The sequence below is a fragment of the Prescottella agglutinans genome (assembly GCF_004011865.1).
GTDB lineage: Bacteria > Actinomycetota > Actinomycetes > Mycobacteriales > Mycobacteriaceae > Prescottella > Prescottella agglutinans.
Genome location: NZ_RKLP01000008.1, coordinates 1 through 26,442 on the forward strand (window position 1 = coordinate 1; position 26,442 = coordinate 26,442).

The 26,442-nt window shown below is 69.1% G+C and carries 26 protein-coding genes and 1 pseudogene; 14 read left to right on the forward strand and 13 right to left on the reverse strand.

The genetic code is table 11. The features are described 5' to 3' along the window. Positions 1-136 (reverse strand): annotated as a pseudogene (locus EGT67_RS15565) (superoxide dismutase); the annotation flags it as partial. Positions 137-231: 95 nt separating this feature from the next. Here EGT67_RS15565 and EGT67_RS15570 point away from each other — a divergent pair. Both EGT67_RS15570 and EGT67_RS15575 read left to right on the forward strand, forming a co-directional pair. Then, the gene (locus tag EGT67_RS15570) at positions 232-699 is read left to right on the forward strand and encodes a GtrA family protein (protein ID WP_277750155.1); all 468 of its coding nucleotides are present in this window, start codon (positions 232-234) and stop codon (positions 697-699) included. An 88-nt stretch (positions 700-787) separates the two neighbouring features. After that, positions 788-1,636, forward strand: coding sequence for an LLM class F420-dependent oxidoreductase (locus EGT67_RS15575; RefSeq protein ID WP_127917006.1), 849 nt, complete (start codon positions 788-790; stop codon positions 1,634-1,636). A 4-nt stretch (positions 1,637-1,640) separates the two neighbouring features. Here the strand turns inward: EGT67_RS15575 and EGT67_RS15580 are convergent, their stop codons facing one another. From EGT67_RS15580 to rfbA, 3 genes are read right to left on the reverse strand one after another with little or no spacing between them, the layout of a single operon-like run. Next, complete coding sequence (locus EGT67_RS15580) at positions 1,641-2,771, reverse strand: S1C family serine protease (RefSeq protein WP_127917007.1); 1,131 nt, start codon at positions 2,769-2,771, stop codon at positions 1,641-1,643. A gap of 4 nt (positions 2,772-2,775) precedes the next feature. After that, positions 2,776-3,372, reverse strand: coding sequence for a dTDP-4-dehydrorhamnose 3,5-epimerase family protein (locus EGT67_RS15585; RefSeq protein WP_127917008.1), 597 nt, complete (start codon positions 3,370-3,372; stop codon positions 2,776-2,778). Between the two features lie 2 nt (positions 3,373-3,374). Next, on the reverse strand, positions 3,375-4,250 hold the full coding sequence (gene rfbA, locus EGT67_RS15590; RefSeq protein ID WP_127917009.1) for a glucose-1-phosphate thymidylyltransferase RfbA: 876 nt from the start codon (positions 4,248-4,250) through the stop codon (positions 3,375-3,377). 211 nt (positions 4,251-4,461) lie between these two features. Here rfbA and EGT67_RS15595 point away from each other — a divergent pair, with 211 nt between their 5' ends. From EGT67_RS15595 to EGT67_RS15615, 5 genes are all read left to right on the forward strand, one after another. Beyond that, entirely contained in the window at positions 4,462-5,850 is a 1,389-nt protein-coding gene (locus tag EGT67_RS15595) for an MFS transporter (RefSeq protein ID WP_127917010.1), read from the forward strand. Positions 5,851-6,165: 315 nt separating this feature from the next. After that, a complete protein-coding gene (locus EGT67_RS15600) occupies positions 6,166-6,966 on the forward strand; it encodes a DUF5602 domain-containing protein (protein WP_127917011.1) in 801 nt (266 codons plus the stop codon). A gap of 72 nt (positions 6,967-7,038) precedes the next feature. After that, on the forward strand, positions 7,039-8,736 hold the full coding sequence (locus EGT67_RS15605; RefSeq protein ID WP_127917012.1) for a thiamine pyrophosphate-binding protein: 1,698 nt from the start codon (positions 7,039-7,041) through the stop codon (positions 8,734-8,736). Beyond that, the gene (locus EGT67_RS15610) at positions 8,733-9,389 is read left to right on the forward strand and encodes an SRPBCC family protein (RefSeq protein ID WP_127917013.1); all 657 of its coding nucleotides are present in this window, start codon (positions 8,733-8,735) and stop codon (positions 9,387-9,389) included. The genes EGT67_RS15605 and EGT67_RS15610 overlap by 4 nt, the downstream gene beginning before the upstream one ends. 7 nt (positions 9,390-9,396) lie before the next feature. Then, on the forward strand, positions 9,397-10,419 hold the full coding sequence (locus tag EGT67_RS15615; protein ID WP_127917014.1) for a 3-oxoacyl-ACP synthase III family protein: 1,023 nt from the start codon (positions 9,397-9,399) through the stop codon (positions 10,417-10,419). Between the two features lie 20 nt (positions 10,420-10,439). Here EGT67_RS15615 and EGT67_RS15620 read toward each other — a convergent pair whose 3' ends face one another. The 3 genes from EGT67_RS15620 to EGT67_RS15630 all read right to left on the reverse strand — a co-directional run bounded on the left by EGT67_RS15620 (position 10,440) and on the right by EGT67_RS15630 (position 13,801). Then, a complete protein-coding gene (locus EGT67_RS15620) occupies positions 10,440-11,390 on the reverse strand; it encodes an alpha/beta fold hydrolase (protein ID WP_127917015.1) in 951 nt (316 codons plus the stop codon). 167 nt (positions 11,391-11,557) lie between these two features. After that, on the reverse strand, positions 11,558-12,667 hold the full coding sequence (locus tag EGT67_RS15625) for a glycosyltransferase (protein WP_127917016.1): 1,110 nt from the start codon (positions 12,665-12,667) through the stop codon (positions 11,558-11,560). A gap of 33 nt (positions 12,668-12,700) precedes the next feature. Beyond that, positions 12,701-13,801 (reverse strand): helix-turn-helix transcriptional regulator, encoded by a 1,101-nt coding sequence (locus EGT67_RS15630; protein ID WP_127917017.1) that lies wholly within the window; start codon positions 13,799-13,801, stop codon positions 12,701-12,703. Between the two features lie 108 nt (positions 13,802-13,909). Between EGT67_RS15630 and rfbB the strand changes: the two genes are divergently transcribed. From rfbB to EGT67_RS15645, 3 genes are all read left to right on the forward strand, one after another. Continuing rightward, positions 13,910-14,905: a dTDP-glucose 4,6-dehydratase gene (gene rfbB, locus EGT67_RS15635; protein WP_127917018.1), complete on the forward strand. Its 996-nt coding sequence runs from the start codon at positions 13,910-13,912 to the stop codon at positions 14,903-14,905. A 115-nt stretch (positions 14,906-15,020) separates the two neighbouring features. Then, the gene (locus tag EGT67_RS15640) at positions 15,021-15,653 is read left to right on the forward strand and encodes a pentapeptide repeat-containing protein (protein ID WP_127917019.1); all 633 of its coding nucleotides are present in this window, start codon (positions 15,021-15,023) and stop codon (positions 15,651-15,653) included. A 119-nt stretch (positions 15,654-15,772) separates the two neighbouring features. Continuing rightward, complete coding sequence (locus EGT67_RS15645; protein ID WP_127917020.1) at positions 15,773-17,662, forward strand: glycosyltransferase; 1,890 nt, start codon at positions 15,773-15,775, stop codon at positions 17,660-17,662. Positions 17,663-17,674: 12 nt separating this feature from the next. Here the strand turns inward: EGT67_RS15645 and EGT67_RS15650 are convergent, their stop codons facing one another. After that, positions 17,675-18,535: a class I SAM-dependent methyltransferase gene (locus tag EGT67_RS15650; protein ID WP_127917021.1), complete on the reverse strand. Its 861-nt coding sequence runs from the start codon at positions 18,533-18,535 to the stop codon at positions 17,675-17,677. A gap of 321 nt (positions 18,536-18,856) precedes the next feature. Here EGT67_RS15650 and EGT67_RS25110 point away from each other — a divergent pair, with 321 nt between their 5' ends. Continuing rightward, complete coding sequence (locus EGT67_RS25110; protein WP_164877579.1) at positions 18,857-19,009, forward strand: hypothetical protein; 153 nt, start codon at positions 18,857-18,859, stop codon at positions 19,007-19,009. Positions 19,010-19,103: 94 nt separating this feature from the next. Here EGT67_RS25110 and glfT1 read toward each other — a convergent pair whose 3' ends face one another. The 4 genes from glfT1 to EGT67_RS15670 are packed head-to-tail and all read right to left on the reverse strand — an operon-like array spanning position 19,104 to position 22,345. After that, entirely contained in the window at positions 19,104-19,991 is an 888-nt protein-coding gene (glfT1, locus tag EGT67_RS15655) for a galactofuranosyltransferase GlfT1 (RefSeq protein WP_127917022.1), read from the reverse strand. After that, positions 19,988-20,815, reverse strand: coding sequence for a galactan export ABC transporter ATP-binding subunit Wzt/RfbE (gene wzt / locus EGT67_RS15660; RefSeq protein WP_127917023.1), 828 nt, complete (start codon positions 20,813-20,815; stop codon positions 19,988-19,990). Before wzt ends, glfT1 begins: the two co-directional genes overlap by 4 nt. A gap of 12 nt (positions 20,816-20,827) precedes the next feature. Next, a complete protein-coding gene (wzm, locus tag EGT67_RS15665; protein ID WP_127917024.1) occupies positions 20,828-21,709 on the reverse strand; it encodes a galactan export ABC transporter permease subunit Wzm/RfbD in 882 nt (293 codons plus the stop codon). Between the two features lie 54 nt (positions 21,710-21,763). Continuing rightward, positions 21,764-22,345 carry a bacterial proteasome activator family protein gene (locus EGT67_RS15670; RefSeq protein WP_127917025.1) on the reverse strand — a complete coding sequence of 194 codons (582 nt, stop codon included), beginning with the start codon at positions 22,343-22,345 and terminating at the stop codon, positions 21,764-21,766. 136 nt (positions 22,346-22,481) lie between these two features. Here EGT67_RS15670 and EGT67_RS15675 point away from each other — a divergent pair, with 136 nt between their 5' ends. Then, complete coding sequence (locus tag EGT67_RS15675; protein ID WP_127917026.1) at positions 22,482-23,684, forward strand: cysteine desulfurase-like protein; 1,203 nt, start codon at positions 22,482-22,484, stop codon at positions 23,682-23,684. An 18-nt stretch (positions 23,685-23,702) separates the two neighbouring features. Here EGT67_RS15675 and EGT67_RS15680 read toward each other — a convergent pair whose 3' ends face one another. Then, positions 23,703-24,698: an NAD(P)H-quinone oxidoreductase gene (locus EGT67_RS15680; RefSeq protein ID WP_127917027.1), complete on the reverse strand. Its 996-nt coding sequence runs from the start codon at positions 24,696-24,698 to the stop codon at positions 23,703-23,705. A 54-nt stretch (positions 24,699-24,752) separates the two neighbouring features. Between EGT67_RS15680 and EGT67_RS15685 the strand changes: the two genes are divergently transcribed. Together EGT67_RS15685 and EGT67_RS15690 are read left to right on the forward strand one after the other, a co-directional pair. Further along, a complete protein-coding gene (locus EGT67_RS15685; protein WP_127917260.1) occupies positions 24,753-25,916 on the forward strand; it encodes an alpha-hydroxy-acid oxidizing protein in 1,164 nt (387 codons plus the stop codon). Positions 25,917-25,995: 79 nt separating this feature from the next. Next, positions 25,996-26,430 (forward strand): MarR family winged helix-turn-helix transcriptional regulator, encoded by a 435-nt coding sequence (locus tag EGT67_RS15690; protein WP_164877589.1) that lies wholly within the window; start codon positions 25,996-25,998, stop codon positions 26,428-26,430. Positions 26,431-26,442: the final 12 nt, after the last annotated feature.

The following is a 26,442-nucleotide window of genomic DNA, read 5'->3' on the forward strand; positions in this document are numbered from 1 at the left end:
TGTCGAGGGCGGCGTTGGCGCCGGCGACGTAGGCGGCGTGGTGCTTGTCGTGGTGGAGCTCCATGATCTTGCCGGAGATGTGGGGCTCGAGGGCGGCGTAGTCGTAGGGCAGATCGGGCAGCGTGTATACGGTCATGGTGTTGATCTTGCAACCTCGAGTGCACTCGAGGTCCATGCGGTGTGCGGGATGTCACGGCCGTGAAGCCGAATCCGGTCGCCTAGTCTCGTTGCGTGTCCGGAACCCCCCACGCCCGCGAACCGCACGTCCCGCTGCCGGTCGAGATCCCCGTCACCGATTCCATCGCCGACGAGTCGCTGGACCTGAAGACGCAGATCGTGCGCTTCGTCGTGACGGGCGGACTGTCGGCGGTCGTCGACTACGGCCTGTACGTGCTGTTCATGGCGCTGGGCATCACCCGGGACGTGGCGAAGGGGCTGAGCTTCGTCGCCGGCACCACGACCGCCTACCTGATCAACCGGCGCTGGACGTTCAAGGCCGCGCCCAGCCGCCTGCGCTTCGTCGCGGTCGTGATCCTCTACGCCGTGACGTTCGCGGTCCAGGTCGGCATCAACGGGGTGTTGTCCGACAACCTCGCCGACACGTGGTGGCGGACGCCGCTGGCCTTCGTGATCGCGCAGGGCACCGCGACGGTCATCAACTTCGTCGTCCAGCGCGCGGTGATCTTCAAGATCCGATAACCGTCTGGACACCTGTCTGTAGAGTCTTCCGATCGGGAGTGGAACGGGTTACATTTTCTGGCACCGACCAACCCGGAGGAGTCAGATCGTGCGCTACGGCATCAGCCTGTTCACCAGTGACCGAGGCATCACCCCCGCGGCCGCCGCGCGGGCGGTCGAGCAGTCCGGGTTCGACGCGTTCTACGTGCCCGAGCACACGCACATCCCGGTCAACCGGGAATCGAACCACCCCGGCACCGGCAACGAGACCCTTCCCGACGACCGCTACATGCGCACCCTCGACCCGTGGGTCGCGCTCGGCACCGCCGCCTCGGTGACGTCGCGGATCCGGCTCGGCACCTCCGTGGCGCTGCCGCTCGAGCACGACCCCATCACCCTCGCCAAGACCATCGCGTCGCTCGACCACCTCTCCGGTGGGCGGGTCACGTTCGGCGTCGGATTCGGCTGGAACGCCGAGGAACTCGCCGACCACGGCGTCGACCCGAAGAAGCGCCGCACCGCGCTGCGCGAGTACCTCGAGGCGATGCAGGCGCTGTGGACGCAGGAGGAGGCGTCGTACGACGGGCAGTTCGTGAAGTTCGGTCCGAGTTGGGCGTGGCCCAAGCCGATTCAGCAGCCGCGCCCGCCGGTCCTCGTCGGCGCGGGCGCGTCGGAGAAGACGTTCGCATGGATCGCGCGCTCGGCCGACGGCTGGATCACCACCCCGATCGAGCGGGACATCGAGGACAACGTCACGCTGCTGCGCAAGATCTGGGCCGACGCGGGCCGCACCGGGCAGCCCGAGGTCGTCGTGCTGGCCGGGAAGCCGGACGCCGACAAGCTCGCCCGCTGGCAGGACCTCGGGGTCAGCGAGGCGCTGTTCGGCATGCCCGACAGTTCCGAGGACGAGGTGGTCGCCTACCTGCAGCGGCTCGCGGGCAAGCTGGGCATCGGGTAGCGCCTCAGCGGGGCGGGCCCTCGGTCAGCACCAGCGAACCCGACCGCTCCGCGCCGGTGGCGTCGATCCAGCGCAGGCGCACCGAGTCGCCGGGGTGCAGCGCGACCATCCGCAGGTTCAGGTCCGTGGACGAGAGGATCGGGACGCCGTCGAACTCGACGATCACGTCCCCGCGTGCCAGCCCGACGCCCTCGGCGGGGCTGCGGTAGGCGACGACGGTCACCTCCGCGCCCGACCGGGACCCGGTCTGTTGGTCGCGGTGATCGCGCACGCTCACCCCGAGCAGCGGCGTCGGCCCGATGTGCACGGTGTCGGAGGCGCGCCCCGACAGCACCTGCTCCACCAGGTCCATCGCGGCGTCGATGGGGATCGCGTACGACGTGGGTTTGGGCGCGGGTTCGGGCCCGGCCCCCGGAGCGACGGCGTTCCCGGCGCTGTTGACCCCGACGACGTCACCGAACGCGTTCACGAGCGGGCCGCCGGAGTCGCCCGGCCGGACGTTGGCGTCCACCTCGATGAGCCCCGACAGTTCGTTGCGGGAACCGTCGACGGAGTTGCGGGTCATGACCGTCACCCCGACCCGGGTGACCGCGCCCGGCGCCGACACCGGCACCCCGCCGCCCTCCGCGTTCCCGATGGCGGTGACGGGGTCGCCGATCCGCACCGACTCGGACGACGCCAGCCGGGCCGGTGGCAGGTCCGCGGCGCCGGGCAGTCGCAGCACCGCGAGGTCGCGGGCGCTGTCGTAGCCCACGACCTCGACGGCGTACGCGGACCGGTCGCGCATGCTGGTCGCCGCGATCTCCAGGCCGCCGTCGACGACGTGGTGGTTGGTGAGCACGATCGCGTCCGATCCGCGCGGGTCGCGGGCACCGAGCACGATCCCGGTGCCCGCGGTGGTGCCCAGCCCGGAGCGCGCGGTGAGCGTCACGATCGTCGGGACGACGCGGTTGGAGAGTTCCTCCGGCGCCAGCGCTACGGCCGGCGGGGGCGGCGCAGCCGGTGCGACGGCGACGGTGGTGGGCGCCGGCGCGCCCAGAGTGCCGGTTTGGAGAGGAATCGACAGGAACGCGAGGCCCGCGGCCGCCAGCGCTGCGATCGCAGCGCTCGCGCGGCGGATCCCCCTCGCGCTCATCGGCTCAGTCGACTCCCTCCCGGTAGGCGGGCAGCAGGCCGGCGTCCAGCGCCTGCCGCAGGGTCGGTGCGGCCAGGTCCTTGTCGGACAGCGCCCACTGCAGCGGGGTGCCGTCGCGTCCGACGACGGGCCAGTCGATGCCGATCCCCGGATCCAGCGGGCTCACCTCGTGCTCGCGTTCGGGGTTGTAGCCGGTCGAGCACAGGTACATCACCGTCGAGCCGTCCTCGAGGGAGAGGAACGCGTGCCCCAGGCCCTCGGAGACGAAGATCGCGCGGCGGTCGACGTCGTCGAGCAGCACCGAGTCCCACTGGCCGAACGTCGGCGACCCGGCCCGCATGTCGACGACGACGTCGAGCACCGCGCCCTTGGCGCAGGTCACGTACTTGGCCTGCCCGGGCGGGACGTCGGCGAAGTGGATCCCGCGCAGCACACCGGCCGCGGAGACCGAGCAGTTGGCCTGCTGCAGGTCGAGGGTGCGGCCGACGGCGTCGGAGAAGCCGGGCTCCTTGAACCACTCCAGGAACACCCCGCGGTGATCGCCGAACTGGCGGGGCGTGATCTCCCACGCTCCCGGAACCTTCAACTCCCGATAGTCCATGGTCACCATTCTCTGCCGCGCTCGAGCAGCCCCAGCAGGTACGTGCCGTAGCCGGACTTCACCAGCGGTTCGGCCCGTTCCCGGAGTTCGTCGTCGGTGATGAACCCGCGCCGCCAGGCGACCTCCTCGGGCACGCCGATCTTGAGGCCCTGCCGCTGCTCGATGGTGCGCACGTAGTTCGACGCGTCCAGCAGCGAGTCGAAGGTGCCGGTGTCCAGCCACGCGGTGCCGCGCGGCAGCACCTCCACCTGCAGCCGTCCGGCCTCCAGATACGTGCGGTTGACGTCGGTGATCTCGTACTCGCCGCGCGCCGACGGCGTCAGGTCCCGCGCGATGGAGACGACGTCGTTGTCGTAGAAGTACAGCCCCGGGACCGCGTAGTTCGACCGTGGCGCCGCCGGCTTCTCCTCGAGAGAGATAGCGGTGCCGGCGTCGTCGAACTCGATGACGCCGTACGCGCCCGGATCGGACACCCAGTACCCGAACACCGCGCCGCCCTTGACGTCGTGGAAGCGGGTGAGCGTGGTGCCCAGGCCGGGACCGTAGAAGATGTTGTCGCCCAACACCAGCGCCACCGAGTCCGAGCGGATGTGGTCGGCGCCCAGCACGAACGCCTGCGCGAGACCGTTCGGTTCGTGCTGCACCTGGTAGCTCAGCGAGATGCCGAACCGGGAGCCGTCGCCGAGCAGGTTCCGGAACTGGTCGGCGTCGCCCGGCGTCGTGATGATCAGGATGTCGCGGATCCCGGCGAGCATCAGCGTCGAGAGCGGGTAGTAGATCATCGGCTTGTCGTAGACCGGTACCAACTGTTTGCTCACGCCCAGCGTGATCGGGTGCAGCCGGCTGCCCGTCCCGCCGGCCAGAATGATTCCGCGCATGTAGAGCAGTGTTTCACGCGGGACGGCCGTATTTCGGGGGAGTGGCGAGGTCGGTCGACTACGACGCGATTGTGTCGGATTCGAGGTCCGTCGGATGGCGGCCGCGCAGCGTCCTCGTGCCAAGCGAGGTCGTCGATGTCCGGTTAGCGTCGAATCCGACCGATGACCGAAGACTGCTCTCGCAGCTCCCCCGTCTGAAGGGACCGGACGCATGCAGGAATCGACGACGTACGGTCCCGGAGAACGGTCGGCGGCGCGATCTTCCGGCGCCGACCGGGACGTGGATCGTCGTACGTTGCGCAAGGCCATCGCCGGTTCGGCGATGGGAAACGCGACCGAGTGGTTCGACTACGGCGTGTACGCCACGACGGCCACCTACCTGACCCAGAACTTCTTCCCCGGGCATCTCGGTTCGCTCGGCACGATGCTGGGCTTCGCGGTCTCGTTCGTGCTGCGCCCGCTGGGCGGCATGATCTGGGGTCCGCTGGGCGACCGGCTCGGCCGCAAGGCCGTCCTGGCGACCACGATCCTGCTGATGTCGGGCGCGACGGCCCTGATCGCCGCGATCCCGTCGTACGCGTCGATCGGGGTCGCCGCGCCCATCCTGCTCATCGCGCTGCGCGTGGTGCAGGGCTTCTCCACGGGCGGCGAGTACGGCGGCGCAGCCACTTTCATGGCCGAGTACGCGCCCGACGACAAGCGCGGCCGCTACGGCAGCTTCCTCGAGTTCGGCACGTTGGGCGGTTTCGCCGCCGGCACCGCGGTGGCGATGCTGTGCGAGCTGATGATCTCCGACGCGGACATGGCGGCCTGGGGCTGGCGGATCCCGTTCCTGATCGCCCTGCCGCTCGGCCTCGTCGGCTGGTTCCTGCGCAGCAGGCTCGACGAGTCGCCGGTGTTCGACGAGGTGGACGCGCAGGGCGACAGCCAGGACTCGATCCTGGGCGGGCTCGCCGACCTGCTGAAGAACTACTGGCGCCCGATCCTGATTCTCACCGGCATGGTCGTGGCACTGAACGTGGTCAACTACACGCTGCTCACCTACCAACCGACCTACCTGGAGTCGACGCTGGGCCTGAGCACGCAGTCGACGACGGTGATCATCCTGATCGGCGAGTTGGTCATGATGGCGTGCATCCCGTTCTTCGGCCGCTGGTCGGACACGCTCGGGCGCAAGCCGATGTGGTGGGGATCGCTGATCGGACTGCTGATCGCGGCGGTGCCGATGTACTGGCTGATGGCGCAGGGATTCGTGTGGGCGCTGCTCGCGTTCGCGGTCCTCGGTCTGCTCTACCTTCCGCAGTTGGCGACCATTTCCGCGACGTTCCCGGCCATGTTCCCCACCCAGGTCCGCTACGCCGGCTTCGCGATCGGCTACAACGTCTCGACGGCCGTGTTCGGTGGCACCGCGCCGCTCGTCAACGACGCGGTCATCCACGCGACGGGCTGGAACCTGTTCCCCGCCGTCTACATGATGGGGGCCTGCATCATCGGGTTGGTGTCCGTGGCCTTCCTGCGTGAGACCGCCGGGGTGTCCCTGCGCGGCACCGCCATTCCGGGGGAGGAACCGGAACCGGTGGTCGCGCAGGCACGGATCTGAGCCCGGCCGCCGACCCCGGGACCGGTGCCCGAAAGGGCGACCGGCAGTAGGTCCGGGAGGGGCTGGATCGCACCGCCTCGGGAGTGCCGGGTCGTGGCGACAGCATGCGCCGGCAGGCGACGGTCCGGATATCCCCCGAGCGAGGGATGGTTCCGGGTCCGGTCCCGGGCCCACACTGGCGGTAATCACACATCACGCCGACACGGGAGGCACGGCAATCGCGTTCAGGCCCCGAATCGCGCACGCCGAACCCGGTGAGCGCTGGGGTGACGCGTGGCGTGTGACCCCCGACGTCAAATGCAAGAGGGCCGCATCATGCGACATCATCGAGCGCTCCGCTCCGCGAGCCTGGTGCTCGCGGCCTGCGTGACCGTGACCGTGTGTAGCGCCGCCGCAGCCGGACACGAGGACAGTCGCACGTACTTCGGTGCCTCCGAGGTAGTCGGTGACGGGGCGGCGCGGACGTACGTCACGGTGGACACGAACGGTGAACCGGCCGAGGTCGGTATCCGGCTGGCGGAGACTGGACTGGACGGGCTGCCGGAGAACGGCGAGACGTTCATGCTGGACCTGCCCGAGCAGGCGTCGGCGACGGTGTTCGATCACGTCATGCTCAATTGGAACCCGCACGGGCACGAACCGGAAATCCTGTTCGGCAAACCGCATTTCGACATGCACTTCTATATCAGCGACATGGCGGCGGTGGATGGGATCGATCCGGGTGCACCCGATTACGCGGACCGGGCCGCCCGTTTCCCGGACGCCAGGTACATCCCGCGGGACTACATCGCCCCGCCCGGGCCACTGGCGTCCGAGCTCGCGGTGCCCCACATGGGGGTGCACTGGTTGGACGCGACCGCCGGCATGATCCCGGGCGTCTACGACTTCACCCAGACGTTCATCAACGGGTCCTGGGACGGGGACTACACCTTCATGGAACCGATGATGACCCGGGCGTGGTTGCTGACGAAACCGTCGATTCGCGAACCCGTCAAGCAGCCGCAGGCCTACCAGCACACTGCCTGGTATCCCACCACCTACGGCGTCCGATTCGACGACGCGACAGGCGAATACGACGTCACCCTCGGGGAGATGGTCCCGCGCCAGCAGTCGTGACACACGTATCTGCCATCGAGGCAGCAACATTCGAAGCACAGCAGACCCGACCCAACCAGTTCGGGAGGAACAGTGGACATCGGAGTTCAAACCCCGGGCGGGCACGACCGCCGGGTCGTCGACGTCGTGGTCGACGCGATCGCGGACCTCGGGGTCCGTCACGTCTTCGGGGTCGACGGCGCCAACATCGAAGACCTCTACGACGCACTGTTCGCGACCGACCGGCGCGTGCAGGGGGTGGTGGCCAAGCACGAGTTCGCCGCGGCGACCATGGCCGACGGCTACGCCCGCACCACCGGCGGCCTCGGTGCGGTGGCCGCGACGTCCGGCGGCGGCGCGATGAACCTGGTGGCTGGGCTCGCCGAGTCCTACGCCTCCCGGGTGCCGGTGCTGGCCCTGATCGGGCAACCACCCACCACGCTCGAGGGCACCGGCGCATTCCAGGACTCGAGCGGCAAAGCCGGCACGATCAACGCGGTCCGGCTGTTCACCGAGATCTCCCGCTACTGCGCCCGGGTGGAGCGACCCGACGACCTCACCGGCCACCTGGAGCGGGCGGTCGCTGCGGCGAGGTCCGGGGGACCTGCAGTGTTGCTGCTCCCCAAGGATATCCAGCAGTCGACCGTCGACGGGGCGGCCACCTTCCGCCCGCCGCCCCGCCGATCCGGCCACGACCCGGACGGCCTCGCTCGAATCGGGGATCTGCTGGCGGCGGCCCGCCGGACCGGGAAGATCGTGCTCGTCGCCGGCGACCAGGTGGCGCGCGACGATGCCCGGCCACAGCTGCGGGCACTCGCCGCCGCGGTGGATGCAGCCGTCGGGGTCGCCCCGGACGCCAAGGACGTCTACGCGGCCGACCAGCGCGGATTCTGCGGCGTCGCAGGGACGATGGGACACACCGAACTGATCGAGGCGGTGCGGCACAGCGCGCTGTGCCTGCTGATCGGCACCCGGCTGCCGGCCACCGCGCGCGCCGGCCTGGACACCGCCGCGGCCGCCGTCCCGGTCGCCAGCATCGGCGCCGAACCCCCGTATGTGCCCGCCGTGCACGCGAACAGTCTCGACCTGCGTGAGACGTTGGCCGAACTCGCCGAGGCGCTTTCGGCGGGGTGCGCTCCCGATGCGACCACTCACGGCGGGTCGACCCCGCTGCAGGTTCCGGTATCCGACGGCCCCGGCATGCGCTACCGGGAGGTCGTCGAGGCGATCGCGGCGATGATGCCCGCCGGATCCGACATCTTCGCGGACGCCGGCAACACCGGTGCCTCGGTCGTGCACCACCTGCCGGTTCCTCGGGGCGGTCGGTTCGTCGTGGCACTCGGCATGGGCGGCATGGGCTACAGCTTCGGTGCCGCGATCGGCGCCGGATTTGCCCGGCAGCGGCGGACTTTCGTCATCGCCGGCGACGGCGCCTTCTTCATGCACGGCCTGGAGATCCACACCGCGATCGAGCATCACCTCCCGATCACCTTCGTGGTGTTCAACAACAACGCCCACGCCATGTGCGTCACCCGCGAGCAGCTGTTCTACGGGGACCGCTACAGCTTCAACAGGTTCCGGCCGTCCCGGATCGCCGAGGGCATCGCGGCGATGTTTCCTTCGATGCCCTCGTACCCGGCCCGTACCTGCGATCAACTCTTCGACGCCCTCGAAGCCGCGACCGCGACCACCGGTCCGGCCTTCATCTCCGTGGACTGTGATCCCGACGAAATCCCCCCGTTCCTGCCCTTCCTGGAACGTGCCCGCCGCATCCGAGGAGGAACACCATGACCGCCGCTCTGCCCGCCCTCAGTGACATTCCGGACGGCGTGATCCCCGGGGTGCTGCGGATCGAGACCTCCGACCGGGAGGCGACCACCCCGATCATTCTGGACATGCTCCGGTCGGTGTACCCCCACGACCAGGTCTTCGGCGACTACTGCACCGTGAACGGGTACATCGCCGCACCACCGCGCGACGTGTACCGGTACATGTCGGACACCCGCAGCCTCGAGGAATGGACCTACAGCCTGCGGGGGTTCGCCCCCACCGAACAACCCGGCCTGTGGTCGGCCCACGACCGACTGGGCGGCAACACCACCATCTACGCCCGCACCGTGACGAATCCGGACGCGATGACCGTCGACTACCACTGCGCCTGGGACCAGGGTCGCCATCTGTGGATGATCTACCTGCTCCGGGTGGTCGATGCGCAAACGGTGTTCGACAAGCCCGGATCGGTGGTGCTGTGGACGAACTGCCACCACCCGTTCTACGACCGCAATCCTTACCCGGAGACCGCTCCACCGGACCGCAAACCCTGGGTCGGGGACTTCTGGGACATGTTCGCCGCCGGTCACCGACTCGAGCTGAACAATCTGACCGCACTGTGTGAATACCGGGCCCAGCGCGGCCTGCCGATCACACCCGAATGGATGGGGTGAGCGTCGCATGGAGACGGTGAGCCTGCTCGACGTCGCCGGCTACCTGCCCGGCGACCCGGTCGGCACGGACTACTTCACCCAGTACGCGCGCTCGGACCGGATGGCGCAGAACATCATGTTCCGCGCGCCCACCCTCCGCCATCACGTGGCCGCCGACGAATCCGCCGTCGACATGGCCGAACGCGCCATCGGACCCCTGATCGACCGTCACGGCTTCGCGACCATCGCCGACGTCGACGTGCTGATCACCCACACGCAACTGCCGGACCTGCCGGTGCTCGGCTGCGGCGCCGACCTGGCACGCCGCCTGGACATCACCCCGCGGTGGATCCTCGACGTCCACAACGGAGGCTGCGCCGCCTTCATCCACATGCTCGAACTCGCCCGAACGATCCTGTCCACCAACACCGCACACACGGCGTTGATCGTCACGACGCAGAACAGCGCCGGTCAGATCTTCACCCAGCCCGACGTCCGCGCACTGGCGCAGGCCACGGTTCCCGGTGACGGCTGCGGGGTCGCACTCGTGGGGGTCTCGGACCGCGCACCCATCCTCGGCATCGAGACCCGCCACCACCCCGAGTTCGCCGGGGACATGACCGCCGCGATCGACCCGCCCCGCAAGTATTGGGCGCCGGGTACCGGGCAACTGCGAATCTCCTTCACCGACTCCAAGATCACCACCGTCTTCGCCCGCGGAAACCGCCTCGTCCCCGAGGTGGCACACGCGGTGTGCGATCGGATCGGCGTGACTACCGCCGACATCGACACTTTCGTCACCAACCAACCTAACCGGCTGTTCCTGCGGAACTGGCGCGACGCACTGGAACTCACCCCCGAGCAGCATCCGGACACCTTCGACGATTGCGGAAACCTCTTCGGTGCCGCCATCCCGGTCACGCTCGACGTCGAGAACCGTGCCGGCCGGATCCCGAACGGATCTCTCGTGGTGCTCGCCGGATTCGCGCACGCCGGTGATTTCGCCGCCGCCGCCGCGATCCGGTGGGGCGCCCAACCCGACCGCGAATAGACGATGAATCGGTCCGCATCTCAGGCGACATGCGCCAGGTGTGCGGCCTCGACCGAATCGCGTACCCGGCTGACGAGGCGGGTGATGGCATCGGCGACCGCCGACGGCTGCTCGAGGATCACCGAGTGCCCGGCGCCGTCGACGCAGACGAAATCGCAATCCTCGACCTGCGTGGCGATCGCGGCCGAATGGGGCGGCGGCGTCACCAGATCCGCCGAACCACACAGCACCAGGGTGGGAATCGCCGAGAGCACGGGCACCGTCCGGGACTCGTCGTAGGTCAGGAACGAGTTCAGGAAGCCGGTCATCGTCGCGATCGAGGTCTGGTCGTGCATCGCGATCGCCCGTGCGACGACTCGACGGCTCACGTGCCGGTCACCGAACTCGACCCCACCGACGACGGGTGCGAAAACCCTACAGCCGAGTCTCTTCACCTGCTCCATGGATGTCGGTGCGTGCCTCACCGCGGCCTGGAGCCAGGACAGGACGGGGTTGCGTAGCAGTCGGCCGAGGCCCGCGTCGGCCAGACCGCGCGCGGCGGTCCCGATCAACCCGACGCCCACTATTCGGGAGCCGATCTCGTCCAAATGCTTTCTGGCATAGGTCAGCACCGTCATGCCACCCATCGAGTGGCCGACCAGGACCACGGGCCCGGTGGGAACGACGGCGCGGAGCACGACATGGAGGTCGCCGGCCAACTGGTCGAGATTGTAGGTGCGGGCGGGCGCCTCGGCGGAAGCGCCGTGTCCACGGTGGTCGTAGCAGACGATCCGGGCGTCGGTGTACCGCTGCATCAGTTCGTCACGGATCGCGCACCAGGATTCGGCGCTCAGGCAATGGCCGTGCAGCAGGACGACGGTCACCTGGGCGTCGGTGGGCCGGTATTCGCGAACGGCGAGTGGGACACCGTCGTCGGCCACGACCGTGGTCCGCCGTTCCACCAGCCTGGGGCCGGCGATCGAAATCGACATGACGCCTCCGAGTCTGCCTGCGGTGCTTCAACACCAAGTGTGGGTCCGCGGCGGGGCGATCACCATCCCACATTCGGGGGACGAGGCGATGGTGACCAGCACCTGCTCGGTACAGGCCCTCGTGCCCCGATCCAGGACTGGCCGTGCACGACCGTTACCGGCGCAGATCAGAATTCACGGTCGATGAGCGTCAGGAGTTGATCCGCTGCGGCCGCGGCACCGTCGGTGGCCCGGATCCGGGCGCCGAGCGCGGCGGCACCGGCCCGGTAGCTCTCCGCCCGGAGCAGTTCGTCGAGGGCGCTGCGAATCCGACGGGGGTGCGCCCGCTTCCGGAGCACTCTGCCGGCCCCCGCCGCGGCCACCGTCTTGCCGATCGTCGGTTGGTCGGTCAGCGGTGACATCGGCAGGATCAGCATCGGCAGGCCGTGCGCGAGGGCGCGGAACGTGGTTCCGTGCCCCCCGTGCCCGATCACGGCGGAGCACGCCGGCATCAGTTCGTTGTGCGGAACGTACTGGTGGACGGTGGCATTCGCGGGTGCGTGCAGTCCCACCGGATCGACCGAGGGTCCGGTTGTCATCACCAGTTCGACGTCCAGCCCCGCGACGGCGTCGAGAATGTTCTGCAGGACCCGGCGCTGGCCCGGAAGGCCGCCCGTGCTGAGGCTCGCCAGCACAATAGGTGGAATACGTGTCACCGCCGGCTCTTTCGCATCGTGCACCGCGCCGGTCCACACCAGATTGCCGTCGTGGGCCCGTCTGCCCGCGGGGTCGAGCATCCGATCCGAGCACACCAGTGCCAGATCGGCCTGCCGCCAGAGGCGGTGCGGCTCAAGTCCCTTGATCCGGGCGCCGATCCCGAAGGGGCTGCGTGGGAGCATCTCGTCCAGGCATCCGAAGAACGTGGGGAACAGGACGGCATGGCGCAGGCCCTTCCGGGCCGCCGCGTCGAGCGCATTGAACAGCATGCAGTCGATCACAACGAGGTCGGCCGGGTCCTCCCGCACCGCGTCGAGCAGGTCCTGCCCGATCCCGGGATTCGTCATCACGGCGAGCATCCTGGTGACGAGCTTCCACATGCCGTGGATCTCGTGCGGAGTCCACGCGGGCGAGTTCCGGTAGGCCCGGAATTCCAGTCCGGCGTTGTCGACCGTGATGCGCAGCGCCTCGTGAGCGAGGACGCGAACGCGGTGTCCGCGGCACCGGAGTTCGCGCCCTATTCTCAACGTGAGCGGCAGGTTTCCGCCGCCGTCGAGCGTGACGAACAGAATGTCGGGCACGGCGCCACCTTCACGAGTCCGGACGATGCGGCATCACGCGAACCAGCCGTCCGGCCCGACCGGAGAGTTGAAACGCGGCAGGTAGTGGGCGAAGAACAACTGCGCGACGAGTTCCTGGCGGCTGTTCACCCCGATCTTCGCGTAGATGCTCTTCAGGTGGTCCTGCACCGTGTACGGGCTGACGAAGAGCCGATGCGCGACTTCCACACGCGTCATGCCGGCAAGGATGTGGTCGAGCACCTCCGCCTCCCGGGCCGTCAGGCCGTGAATGGCGGCCAGCAGCGAGACGATCTCCCCGGGTCCGGCCGGTTCCAGCGTGACGGCCACGCGCCCCGCTGTGCCGCGGCCGTCGAGCTTCCCGGCCCGGATGACGACCCATTCCCCGTCGAGCGTTCGGGCCCGCGTGACTGCGGCCGCGGCGCCCGAGTTCCGCAGGCGCTCCGCCGCGAACAGGGCGGGAACCATCCGGGTCTCGGACTCGTCGCTGATCCGGTCCAGGTACGCCAGCGCCGATGCCGTCGCCGACTCCACCTCGTCGTTCGACCCGAGGATCACCACGGACGGACCGCCCGGTACCTCGGCCAGCACCCGGGGTGCCTGCCGGATCAACGACAGGCGAAGTCCGTCGCCGATCGAGCGGACGGCGCCGGCGAGAAGCCGCACATCCTCGCGGCTGAACCGCCGCCCGGGGCCACGCATCACCGTCCCGCAGCCCCAGCAGCGCCCGTCGCGCCCGCGAAGGACGAATCGCAACTCGTCGTCCATTCCCAGCGGCTCGAGGATCTCGGCATAGGGCAACGTGCGACGGAGATCCTCGCCGAGAGCATCGCGAATCGTCTCGACCCCGACAGGCTTTCGTGCGAGCTTGCCGATGGCGTCCCCGTAAGGCGGCGGGCCGTGTTCCAACCGGGCGGCCGTTTCGACGGCACGACGCGGCACGGGGTCGACGCCGATCGTCGTCTGTGACGTCGGTAGCAGTGTCGCCGGATCGACCGTTGCGATGAGGGCGACGTCGTAGGGGATTCGGGCGCGGATCGCGTCGAGGACCGCGTGCCGGAATTCGACGACGTCGGCGGATCCGAGCGCCGCGTCGCACACACTCGCGCGCAGCGGTTCGACCTTCCGCGAGGTCATGTCCCCAGTATGCGCTGGCCGAAACAACGCGCGGTACCCCACAAGCTCGGCTCGGACCCGGTCGAACGTTCACAGCCGACGCCGGGGGTATGGGTACTGTTCGTGCACATGAGGCTGCTCGTCACCGGCGGCGCCGGGTTCATCGGCGCCAATTTCGTCCACCAGACCGTCGCGGAACGCCCCGACGTCCGGGTCACCGTCCTCGACGCGCTGACGTACGCCGGCAACACGGCGTCGCTGGACGCGGTCGCCGACCGCATCGACTTCGTGCACGGCGACATCGCGGACGCCGACACGGTGAACCGCCTGGTGGCGGACTCCGACGTAGTCGTGCACTTCGCGGCCGAGTCCCACAACGACAACTCGCTCGCCGATCCGTGGCCGTTCGTGCGCACCAACGTCGTGGGCACGTACACGCTGCTGCAGGCCGTCCGCGACCACGACGTGCGCTACCACCACATCTCCACGGACGAGGTGTACGGCGACCTCGAACTCGACGATCCGGCCCGGTTCACCGAGTCCACGGCCTACAACCCGTCGAGCCCGTACTCGTCGACCAAGGCGTCGAGCGACATGCTGGTGCGGGCGTGGACGCGGTCGTTCGGGATCCGGGCGACGCTGTCGAACTGCTCCAACAACTACGGCCCGTTCCAGCACGTCGAGAAGTTCATTCCCCGCCAGATCACCAACCTGCTCGACGGCGTCCGCCCCAAGCTGTACGGGCAGGGCCGCAACGTGCGCGACTGGATCCACGTCGACGACCACAACCGCGCGGTCTGGACGGTTCTCGAGCGTGGACGGGTGGGGGAGACCTATCTGATCGGCGCGGACGGCGAGGTCGACAACCGCACCGTCATCGCGATGCTGCTCGAGCTCTTCGGCAGGGCCCCGGACGACTTCGACTTCGTCGCCGACCGGCCCGGCCACGACCTGCGTTACGCGATCGACTCGACGCGGCTGCGCACCGAGCTGGGGTGGGAGCCGCGCTACCGCGACTTCCGCAGCGGGCTCGAGGCCACCGTCGGGTGGTACCGGGACAACGAGCAGTGGTGGCGTCCGGCGAAATCGGACACCGAGGCCGGATACGCGCGCACCGGCCAGTAGCCGCGGGCGGGCCGAAGCCGCCAATCCCGCCACGGCGGTCGTATCGGGACGGTAGCGTGACCTGCGTTCGTGTCGGGATCTGTCATTCGGTACTCGCACCGGAGGAGGCGCTCGTATGGGGGCCGGACCGCAGAACAGCTCACAACGTCGTCACGGGGCCGCGCGCCGGACACTCGTCGTCGCGACCGCGTTCACGGCGCTGACCGTCGCATTCGCCGGCAACGCCGGCGCCGACCCCGTCGCGGCTGCTCCGGCGTGCTCGCCGATCCGGGCGGAGGGGCTGCTGGCGAACCTCACCGACGCGGTGGCACCGGGGCTCGAGCTGCCGGTGCCGTGCCAGGACGCGGTCGGAGTCGGCTACGTCGGCTCCGCCGACCTGACCGCCGGCGCGGTCGGTGCCGCCGTCGTGGCCGGGCTGGGGAGCCTCGCCCTGGCCACCGCCGACTGGAGCAGTATCGACTTCGACAACAACGGCCCGAACAACACCGGCTCCTACAACACGGGCTCGGCGAACACCGGCTCCGACAACGTCGGGTGGGCCAACACGGGTTCGGCCAATGTGGGCTCGGCGAACACGGGTTCCGGCAACGTCGGCTCGGCGAACACCGGCTCCGGCAACGTCGGCTCGGCGAACACCGGTTCGGTCAACCTGGGGTCGATGAACACCGGATCGGCGACCTACGGCTCGATGAAGACGGGCATCGGCTCGCTGGCCGCCGGCTCGTTGGGTATCGGCACGCTCAGCTGAGGTCGCGGTCACCCCGGCACTCATCTACGCGGGAGGGATCGGTGCTGGGTTGATACCCTTTCCGACGCGGGTGGGGCACTGCGTTCCGCCACAAATGTCGGGACAAATCTAGGAGCGGAATGAGCGAGTCGGCGTCGGTTGCACCTGTGGACGGGAGCGCGGCGGCCGCTCGCAGCGCAGTCCTCGAGCAGGGGTCCGCGGGACGACTCGTGGTGCAGCGAGGTGTCTTCTCCGGTCCCACGCCGCGCGTCAAGGACGGCATGTACGCCCAGATCACGACCGGTTCCGGACACCGTGAGCGCTTCGCCCTCCACCTCGACAAGGGCGCCGTCGCGGACACCGACGCCTACTTCGGGCGCTTCGCGGCCGCCTACTACCAGCGCTGGACCACCGTCGACGAGGTCGAGGTCCGGTTCGGCCACTCCGCGACCGGTCGCGGCCGCGCCCTGCTGTGCGCGTCGGACTCCGGCGGCAACGTGCGCGTCCTCGAGACCGTCGACGTGGACGGAGACGGCACCGCGACGATGTCCGCGAAGCTCGACGCGTACCTCGACGGCGGTTCGCTGTGGCTGCAGTTCGCCGCGATCGACGGCCGACTCGAGGTGCGCGATCTGGAGTGGACGGTCGCGGCCCCGTCGGTGATCCGGCCCGCCGCCATCGCGATCTGCACGTTCAACCGCGCCGACGACTGCGCGCAGACGGTCGCGGCCATCGCCGGCGATGCGGGCATGACCGCCGGTATCGACGCGGTCTACGTCGTCGACCAGGGCACCGACCACGTCTCCGACCGGCAGCTGTTCGCCGAGGTCGCGAAGACGCTGGGCGACAAGCTCGTCTACATCCGCCAGCCCAATCTCGGTGGCGCGGGCGGCTTCACCCGCGGCATCTACGAGGTGTCGGCGGTCAACGAGCACGCCAACGTGATCCTGATGGACGACGACATCCTGTGCGAGCCGGAGACGGTGCTGCGCATGAACGCGTTCGCGAACGTCACGATGGAACCGATGCTCGTCGGCGCGCAGATGCTGTACCTGATGAACCCGCAGAACCTGCACGTCGGTGCGGAGGAAGCGGACCTGTCGAAGATCAAGGCCGGCGAGTGGGCGGCCAACTCGCTGCACGACGCCAACATGCTCAAGCGGCGCCAGAACAAGCGCGTCGACGCCGGCTACAACGCCTGGTGGTCGTGCCTGATCCCCGGCGAGGTGATCTCGCGGATCGGTCTTCCCCTTCCCGTCTTCTTCCAGTGGGACGACATCGAGTACGGAATCCGTGCTCGTGCAGCGGGATTCATCACGGTTACCCTGCCGAATGCCGGTGTGTGGCACGCGGACTTCCACTGGAAGGACCGCGACGACTGGGCCAAGTACTTCAGCGTGCGGAACTCGCTGATCGCGTCCGCGCTGCACAGCGACTTCGACACGAAGGCGCTCAGCGTGACGATGGGCCGCGAGATCTCCCAGTTCCTGGTGTCGATGCAGTACGGCCTCGCGCACACGATGCTGCGCGGCATCGAGGACTTCCTCGCCGGCCCCGACGTGCTCGAGGACGGCGGCCAGGCGGTCCTGGGCGCGATCCGCCAGGAACGCTCACGCTTCCCCGAGACCGTCAAGCATCCGGCCGGCGCCATCCCCGGCATCCGGTCCGCCGACCTGGTCACGCGGATCGCCGGTCCCGAGCCGGACCAGGATCGCGAGGACCTGGTCCTGGCCAAGCGCGCCGCGATGCAGTGGCTCGGTCGCACGCAGCACGGAATCGCGAGCATCCCTGCGTCGGAAGCGCATTGGTGGCACGTTTCGCTGTTCGATCATGCCGTGGTGACCGACGCGTCGCAGTCCGGCGTGCGGGTGCGTCGCCGCGACAAGGACGCGGCGAAGGAGATCACCACCCGGATGGCGAAGGTGCTCAAGCAGTTCCGGGAGCAGGGTTCGGACGTCCAGCGCCGGTACCGCGAGGCCGTGCCGCGGCTGACGAGTCGGGAGAACTGGGAGCGCCTCTACGAGAAGTGATCCGACGCAGGATCATTCACGTAGCCGGACCACGACCTGTTCGTGGTTCGCGGTGTACGCGAGGTAGTCGAACTGGGTTCCGGTTCGGGTGACGAACTCGGTCCAGGCGCGGTGCTCGTGGTTCTGCCAGCCCGGGTAGTTGAAGTACTCGTCGAACACGAGCACCGAGCCGGGCACCAGGCGGTCGCCGATCAGGTCGAGCACCGTGCGGGTCGAGGAGTACAGGTCGGCGTCGAGGTGCGCGAAGGCCACCGGGCCGGGATGGTCGGCGAGGAAACCGGGCAGGGTGTCCTCGAACAGGCCCGACACCAGCTGCGCGCCCGGCACCGACGGCACCGACTGCTGCGCGAACTCGCCCGCCGGGAAGCCGGTCCGCCACGCCTCCGGCAGGCCCGACCAGACGTCGAATCCCCACACCTCGTGGCCGGTGGGACGCAGTGATTCGGTGATGATCCGCAGTGTCGTGCCGGTCGCGACGCCGAACTCGAGCGCCAGGCCGTCGACCTTCACCTGCTCGAGCCCGTACCGCAGCGTCTCGTGCGGGTGCCAGAACACGGGGGACTTCGGCATGTGATCGAGCACGAACTGCGCGCTGTCGCCGGCGGCCCGGATGTCGAGTGCGTGCGAGATGTCGCGGCGGGTGCGCTGCTCGAGCTCGTTCAGGCGATCGCTGACCGCGGCCACCTGCCCGCGCGCCTGCGTCAGTTCGTCGAGCAGCCGTTTCATCTCGCCGTTGTTCGCGGCGAGCTCCGCCAGCAGCTGGTCGTGGCGGTTCTCGTGCTCGATCCGCGACTGGCGGTCGGAGTCGCGGACCACCTCCGCGACCGCCCGCTGCACCTTGAGCCGCGCTGACTTCCGGAATCGATCGAACATGCGTGTGGCACCCCTCTCGCCTGTGAGCGTCGAGTTCGGCTCCCATGCTGCCAGGGTTCCGCCGACGGCGCCGGGGCAACAGCGGGTGAGTTGTGGGCGCGGACGGCGTGCTCCCCGCCCGGCCGGTTTGCCGGAATTGCCTTGTGACCGGTTTGTTCGGGCGATACGCTTGGGGCGTTCGCCGCGGGGCCGGCAATCTTGTGTAGGCGCCCACATCCAGATCTCGCGACCATCCCGCTGTGGCAGGCGCACAGGTGTCGATGCCGACTCCTGGTGGGGTGTGCGTCTTTCTCGAAGAGCTTCCGAGAGAAGTGTTCTGCCATGTACGTCAAGAGGATCGTGTGCGCCGTATTCGCGGCGGGTCTCGTCGCTCTGCCGGTCGTCGGGGCCGTCGGCGAAGCGACGGCGGCCGTGCCCAACCACGCCGACTGTGTCTGGTGCGACTCCGACGGAAACTGCGCCGACTACTGCTGACGTTCGAAGGCGTCAGAGGTCGATCGAAAGGAACTCCGCGACAACAACGTTCGCGAGATGCTCCCCGGCCGAGCGGCGGTGACGGGGCAGGGGGTCACGGCCGCTGGAACCGCTCCCGACGGCCCAAGCCGCGCAATCGCATCCACTCGACGAAACCCTTGGGGTCGCGCTGGTCGACGAGAAAGTACCAGCCGAAGCGCGCGTACTCCTGCGGCAGCAGCTTGCGCATCCCCGGCTGCGACATCAGGTAGCCGCGGTTCCGGTAGGTGAAGTAGCGCTTCGTCTCGTTGTCCGGGTACTGCGTGTGCATCCGGCCGCCGAGGATCGGCTTGAACTCGTCGGCGCCGTCGGGGTGCAGGTACGCGGTCTGCAGGCACGTGCCGAACGGCAGCCCGGAGCGGACCAGGCGGCGGTGCACCTCGACCTCGTCGCCGCGGACGAACAGGCGCAGGTCCGGGACGCCGACGGAATCGATCGCGGCCGCCGAGAACAGTGCGCCGTTGAACAGCGACGCGATACCGGGCAGCAGGTCCTCGTCACCCAACTCCGAACGCCACCGCTTCCATTCGACGCCGCGGCGCAGCGGGAACGCGAGCCGCTCCGGCTGGTCGATGTCGCACACGACGGGGGAGACCTCGGCGAGATTGTGTCGCTTCGCGCAGGCCAGCAGGGTCGCGAGCACCTCCGGGCCCTCGGGGCGGCCGTCGTCGTCGGCGCACCACACCCAGTCGGCGCCCAGCGACAGCGCGTACAGGATGCCGAGCGCGAAACCGCCGGCACCGCCGAGGTTGTGCTTGGAGCCCAGGTACGTGACGGGGACATCGGCACCCTCGACCAGTTCGCGGACCTCGGGCTCGTCGGCGTTGTCGACGACGACGAGATGGTCGAGCGGCCGGCTCTGCCCGGCGAGCACCTTCAGCGACTGGGCGAGCAGTTCGCGGCGCTTGTGGGTGACGACGACGCCGACGATCCGTTCGGTCACGAAGCCTTCTCCTGCTTGGATTCCTGCGCCTCTTTCTCCATGTCCGCGATGACCTGGCGGACGTGGTCGGCGGCGTCGTCGCCCTCGTAGGCGCGCACGACGTCCTCGATCTCGCCGTGCATCCGCACCTGGCCGTGGTCGATCCACATCGCGCTGTCGCACAGCTGGGCCAGGAACTCGTTGGAGTGGCTGGCGAACACGAGGATGCCGGAGCGCTCCACCAACTTCTGCAGGCGGATCCGGGCCTTCTTCATGAACTCGGCGTCGACCGCGCCGATGCCCTCGTCGAGCAGCAGGATCTCGGGGTCGATGCTGGTGACCACGCCCATCGCGACACGCACGCGCATGCCCGTCGAGTAGGTGCGCAGCGGCATGTTCAGGTACTCGCCGAGTTCGGTGAAGTCGGCGATCTCGTCCATCTTCGCCAGCATCTGCTTGCGGGTCTGTCCCAGGAACAGGCCGCGGATGATGATGTTCTCGTACCCGGAGATCTCCGGGTCCATGCCGACACCGAGATCGAAGACCGGTGCGACGCGGCCGCGGACCCGGGCGCTGCCGCGGGTCGGTTCGTAGATCCCGGACAGCAGTCGCAGCAGCGTGGACTTGCCGGCGCCGTTGTGACCGACCAGCCCGACGCGGTCGCCCTCCTTGAGCGACATGGTGATGTCGCGCAGCGCCTCGACCACGATTACGTCCGAGTCGGTGCGGCCGATCGAGCCGCCGGCCTTGCCGAGGAACGCCTTCTTCAGCGACCGCGACTTGGCGTCGAAGATGGGAAAGTCGACGCACGCGCCCCGCGTCTCGATGCTCACATTGCTGGTCATATCGGTGGCCCCTTACACCCAGTAGGCCACGCGGGCCCGGTACTTGCGCAGCGCGAGGATCGCGATCGCCCAGCCGATGACGGTGATGCCCAGCACGATGTACCAGTGGTAGGCCTGCTGGTCCTTGCCGAGCATCGGCGCGCGAACGATTTCGAGGAAGTGGAACAGCGGGTTCAGTTCGGCGATCTTCGCGCGCTCGGCGACCTGCCCGCCCTGTGCCTTGAGGGCCTCGGTGGACCAGAAGATCGGGGTGAGCACGAACAGCAGCAGCGTGAGACTGCCGAGGATCGGCGCGATGTCGCGGTAGCGGGTGGCGAAGATGCCGAACACGATCGACACCCACAGCGCATTGAGCACCAGCAGGCCCAGCGCCGGGATCGCGGCGAGGTCGGGCCAGGTCAGATTCCGCCACACACCGAACGCGACCAGCATGATCACGTAGATCACCATGTTGTGCGCGAAGAACAGAATCTGTCGCCACACCAGGCGGTAGACGTGCACGCTCAGCGCCGACGGCAACTGCTTGATCAGACCCTCGTTGGCGATGAACACCTCGGAGCCCTCGAGGATCGACGCGCTGATCATGCTCCACACGATCAGTCCGACGGTGACGTACGGCAGGAACTCCTTGATGGACATCCCCAGCAGCGCCGAGTACAGGATGCCCATCGCGGTGGCCTGCACGCCGGTGGCGATGGTGATCCAGAACGGGCCGATCACCGACCGGCGGTACCGCTGCTTGATGTCCTGCCAGCCCAGGTTGAGCCACAGCTCGCGCTGCGCGAACCCGTCGCGCATGTCCTGGAACGCGCGACGGAACGTCTGCGAATCGGACACGACGACGTCGGTGTCGGCGTCTGACGCCGGCTGGTGATCCAAGGCTGCTGCTGACACGAGTTCCGAGCCTACCGCTCGCGGTGTGATTGCCCGCGAGACCGTGGTGCGCGGCTACAGGTACTGGCCGGTTCCCGGCGACGGCGAGTTGTCGTCGGACGCCTGCACGTGGTGCTGCGGCCCCATGCTCATCCCGGGCGGGAGCGCGCCCTGGCGCATCTGCTCGAGCTGGGCGCGCGCCGCCATCTGCTGCGCGAACAGCGCCGTCTGGATGCCGTGGAACAGGCCCTCGAGCCAACCGACCAGCTGTGCCTGAGCGATCCGCAGCTCGGCGTCGGTGGGCACCGAGTCGTCGTTGAACGGGAGCGTGAGCCGCTCGAGCTCCTCCCGCAGCTCGGGCGCCAGGCCCTGCTCGAGCTCGCGCACCGACGACTTGTGAATCTCCTTCAGTCGCGTGCGGCTCGCGTCGTCGAGCGGTGCGGCCCGCACCTCCTCGAGCAGCTGCTTGATCATCGTGCCGATGCGCATGACCTTCGCCGGCTGCTCCACCATGTCGGTGAGCGCGTCCTGACCGTCCTGCTCGGATTCGGTACCGGGTGCGGCCTGGCCGCCGTCGGTGCGATCTCCACCGCCGATGGGCACGGGGTGGCCGTCGGGGCCGATCACGAGCACGCGTTCGTTCTCCGGTTGCGTCATGGCTCCATCTTGTACGTTTCGACGCCGGTTCGCCGAGGGTGGGCAACCTGGCACGAAAGAAACGTGTGCTAGAGCACGTTCCGAAAAGTCGGATCTGAATCACACGGTGTTGACAGTGGGACCTAGAGTGTCCGTCATGGCTTACGACGTTGCCCGGGTACGGGGACAGATCCCGTCGTTGGGCGATGGATGGGTGCACCTCGACCCGCAAGCCGGAATGCAGATCCCCGACGCTGTGTCCCGCTCCGTCTCCACGGCTTTCCGCGGCTCCGCGTCGTCTTCGACGGGCCCGCACGCGTCATCTCGCCGCAGCGCGGCGATCGTCGACGCCGCACGTGAGGCGGTCGCCGACCTCGTCGGCGGCGATCCGGCAGGCGTCGTGCTGGGCGCAGGCCGGGCGGTGCTGCTGGCGTGGCTGGCGGAGTCGCTCAGCTCCCGGCTCGGTCTCGGCACCGGGATGGTGCTCTCCCGGCTCGACGAGGAGGCCAACGTCGCGCCGTGGCTGCGGGTCGCGAGCCGGTACGGCGCGCAGGTCCGCTGGGCCGAGGTGGAGATCGAGACGTGTGAGCTTCCCAGTTGGCAGTTCGCCGAACTGGTGCAGCCCACCACCCGCCTGATGGCGCTAACCGCGGCGTCCCCGGTCGTCGGGTCCGCACCGGCGGTGCGCGTCGCAGCCGACCGCATCCACGAGGTCGGCGGTCTGATCGTGGTCGACGCCGTGGGCGCCGCCCCGTACGCACATCTCGACATCCACGATCTCGGCGCCGACGTCATCGCGGTGAGCGCGCCGGCGTGGGGCGGCCCGCAGGTCGGCGCGCTCGTGTTCCGCGATCCGTCGCTGCTCGACCGGATCCCGGCGGTGTCGCTCAACCCGTTCGCGCGGGGCGTCGAACGCATGGAGGTCGGCGGCCACCAGTTCGCGCTGCTGGCCGGCCTGACCTCGTCGATCGACTACCTGGCCGGGCTCGAGGAGACCGCGAGCGGCAGCCGCCGCGAGCGCCTCGAGACGTCCATCAGTTCGCTGCAGGCCTACCAGGACCAGCTCTTCGAGTACCTGATGCGCTCGCTCGACTCGCTGCCGCAGGTGACCGTCATCGGCCGGTCCCCGATCCGGGTGCCCACGCTGAGCTTCACCGTCACCGGGGTACCGGCCGACAAGGTGGCCGCGCACCTCGCCGACAACCGCATCGCCACCGTCAGCGGCACCCAGTCCGGGCACCGCCTGCTCGACGCGCTCGGGGTCAACGACGAGGGCGGCGCGATCACCATCGGTCTCGCGCCCTACACCACCCGCTACGAGATCAACCAGCTCGTTCGGCACCTGTCGGCGCTGGGCTGAATCGATCTCCGGTCCCGTTCAGTCCTCGCGGACGCTCAGGACCACCTTCCCGACGGTGTCGGGGGAGTCGAGCATCTCGTGCGCGGTGGGCGCCTCCGCGATCGGCAGTTCCGCGTGCACGATCGGCTGGACGATGCCGTCGCGGACGAGCGGCCACAGCTTGTCCCGCACCGCCGCGATCACCGCCGCCTTGCTGGACGGCCCGGTCTCGGGGCGTCCGCGCAGCCCGGTCGCGAGCACCCGGCCGCGCTTGCCGAGCAGCTTGCCGATGTCCAGTTCGCCCTTGCGCCCGCCCTGCATGCCGATGATGACGAGCTGCCCGTCGGGGGCGAGGACATCGACGTTGCGGTCCAGGTACGACCCGCCCATGTTGTCGAGGACGACGTCGGCGCCGTGGCTGCGGGTGGCCTCGCGCAGCACCTGCACGAAGTCGTCGTCGCGGTAGTTGATCAGGATCTCGGCGCCCAGTTCGGCGCACCGCTCGAGCTTGTCCGCGGACCCGGCGGTGACCGCGACGCGGGCGCCGAGGGCCTTGCCGACCTGGATGGCGTGGGTGCCGATGCCCCCGCCGCCGCCGTGGACCAGCAGCACCTGGCCGGCGTGCAGTCCGCACTCCATCACCAGGTTCGACCACACCGTGCACGCGACCTCCGGCAGCGACGCCGCCGCCCGCAGGTCCAGCTCGTCCGGCACCGGCAGCAGTTGCGTGGCCGGTACCGCGACCTTCTCGGCGTAGCCACCGCCCGCCAGCAGCGCGGCCACCCGGTCGCCCACCTTCCAGCCGTGCACGTCGGGGCCGACCTCGGCGATCACGCCGGAGCACTCGAGGCCGAGGATGTCGCTCGCCCCGGGCGGCGGCGGATACAGCCCGCGGCGCTGCAGCAGATCCGCGCGGTTGACGGCGGTGGCGGCGACGTCGAGCAGGACCTCGTCGCGCCGGGGTGTCGGATCGGGAACCTCGGTCCAGGACATCACTTCGGGTCCACCGGGCTCGGAAATCGTGATCGCGTACATGCCTCGACGCTAGTCCGATCGCGCTAGCGTCACCGCGTGACCTTCTTCGGCAACATGCAGAACGAGATCTACCTGACCGGCCTCTCCGGGGCGCGCCCCGATCTGCCGATGACCGCCGCCGGCCTCGAGGCGCGGGCGCGGGCGGAGCTGAGCGCGGAGGCGTACGCGTACATCGCGGGCAGCGCGTCCACCGAACGCACCGCGGCCGCGAACCTCGACGCGTTCACCCGGCACGCGGTGGTGCCGCGGATGCTGCGCGGCACCAGCGCCCCGGACGCGCGCGACCTGAGCGTCGACATCCTCGGCACCCGGCTGGCCGCGCCGGTGCTGACCGCCCCGATCGGGGTGCTCGGTCTGGTTCGCGAGCACGGGGAGACGATCGTCGGCGAGGTGGCGGCCGAACTCGGTGTCGGGTCGGTGCTTTCGACCGCGGCGTCGTCCACGATCGAGGACGTGGGAGCCGTGTCGGGCGACAACTGGTGGTACCAGCTGTACTGGCCCGCCGACGACGAACTGGCGCAGTCGCTGGTGCAGCGGGCCGCGAAGGCCGGCGCGAAGGCGATCGTCGTCACCGTCGATACTCCGGGGATGGGCTGGCGGCCAAGGGATCTCGAGCTCGGGCACCTGCCCTTCCTGCGTGCGCAGGGGATCGCGAACTACCTGTCGGACCCGGTGTTCCGGGCGCGGCTGGCGGCCCCGCCGGAGGAGAGCGCCGAGGCGATGCAGATCGCGGTACTCACCTGGGTCTCGCTGTTCGGCAACCACGCGCTGCGCGCCGCGGATGTCGCGAAGATAACCGAGTGGACCGGTCTCCCCGTTTTGGTGAAAGGCATTGTCCACGAGGACGATGCGCGCGCCGTCGTCGACGCGGGCGCGGACGGTGTGATCGTGAGCAACCACGGCGGCCGACAGGTGGACGGCGCGATCGCCGCCCTCGACGCCCTCGGCCCCGTCGCGGCCGCGGTGGGGGACCGCGCGACGGTCCTAATGGACTCCGGGATTCGTTGCGGTGCAGACGTGTTGATCGCACTCGCGCTCGGTGCCGATGCGGTGCTCTACGGGCGTCCCTGGGTCTACGGACTGGGTCTCGCCGGCGCCGACGGGGTGCGGCACGCGCTGCGAATCCTGTTGGCGGATTTGGACGTCACAATGGGGTTGACCGGTTTGTCGAGCGTGGCGGAGATCGATTCGAGCATCCTTCGCGCTGTCGGACGATAGATAGCACTACTATGCATTTGTGACAGCAGATGCTCGAGTAACCACGGGTGCCGGGGTGGCGTGGCTCGGTGCCGAGGAGATGCGCGCGTGGCGCGGTTTCATCGATGGCAGTCAGCGGCTCATGGCGGTGCTCAACCGGGAGTTGCAGTCCGCGCACGACATGTCCCTGGCCGAGTACCGCATCCTCGTGATGCTCTCGGAGTCGCCGGACGGTTCGGTGCGGATGAGTGACCTGGCGGACGGCGTGCTGTCGTCGCGCAGTCGGCTCACCCACCAGATCCGGCGGATGGAGACCCAGGGCATGGTGGAGCGCAGCCAGTGCGTCGAGGACGGTCGAGGCGTCCTCGCCGTCATCACCGACGAGGGCCGACGGCGCCTCGCCGAGGCCGCGCCCACGCACCTGTCCGGCGTCCGCAAATACCTCATCGACCTGCTCAGCAAGCCGGAGATGACGGCCGTCGCCGACGTGTTCGAGAAGGTCGACACCGCTATCGGTGACCGCGCCGTCGGGTGAGTGGTTTCGCCC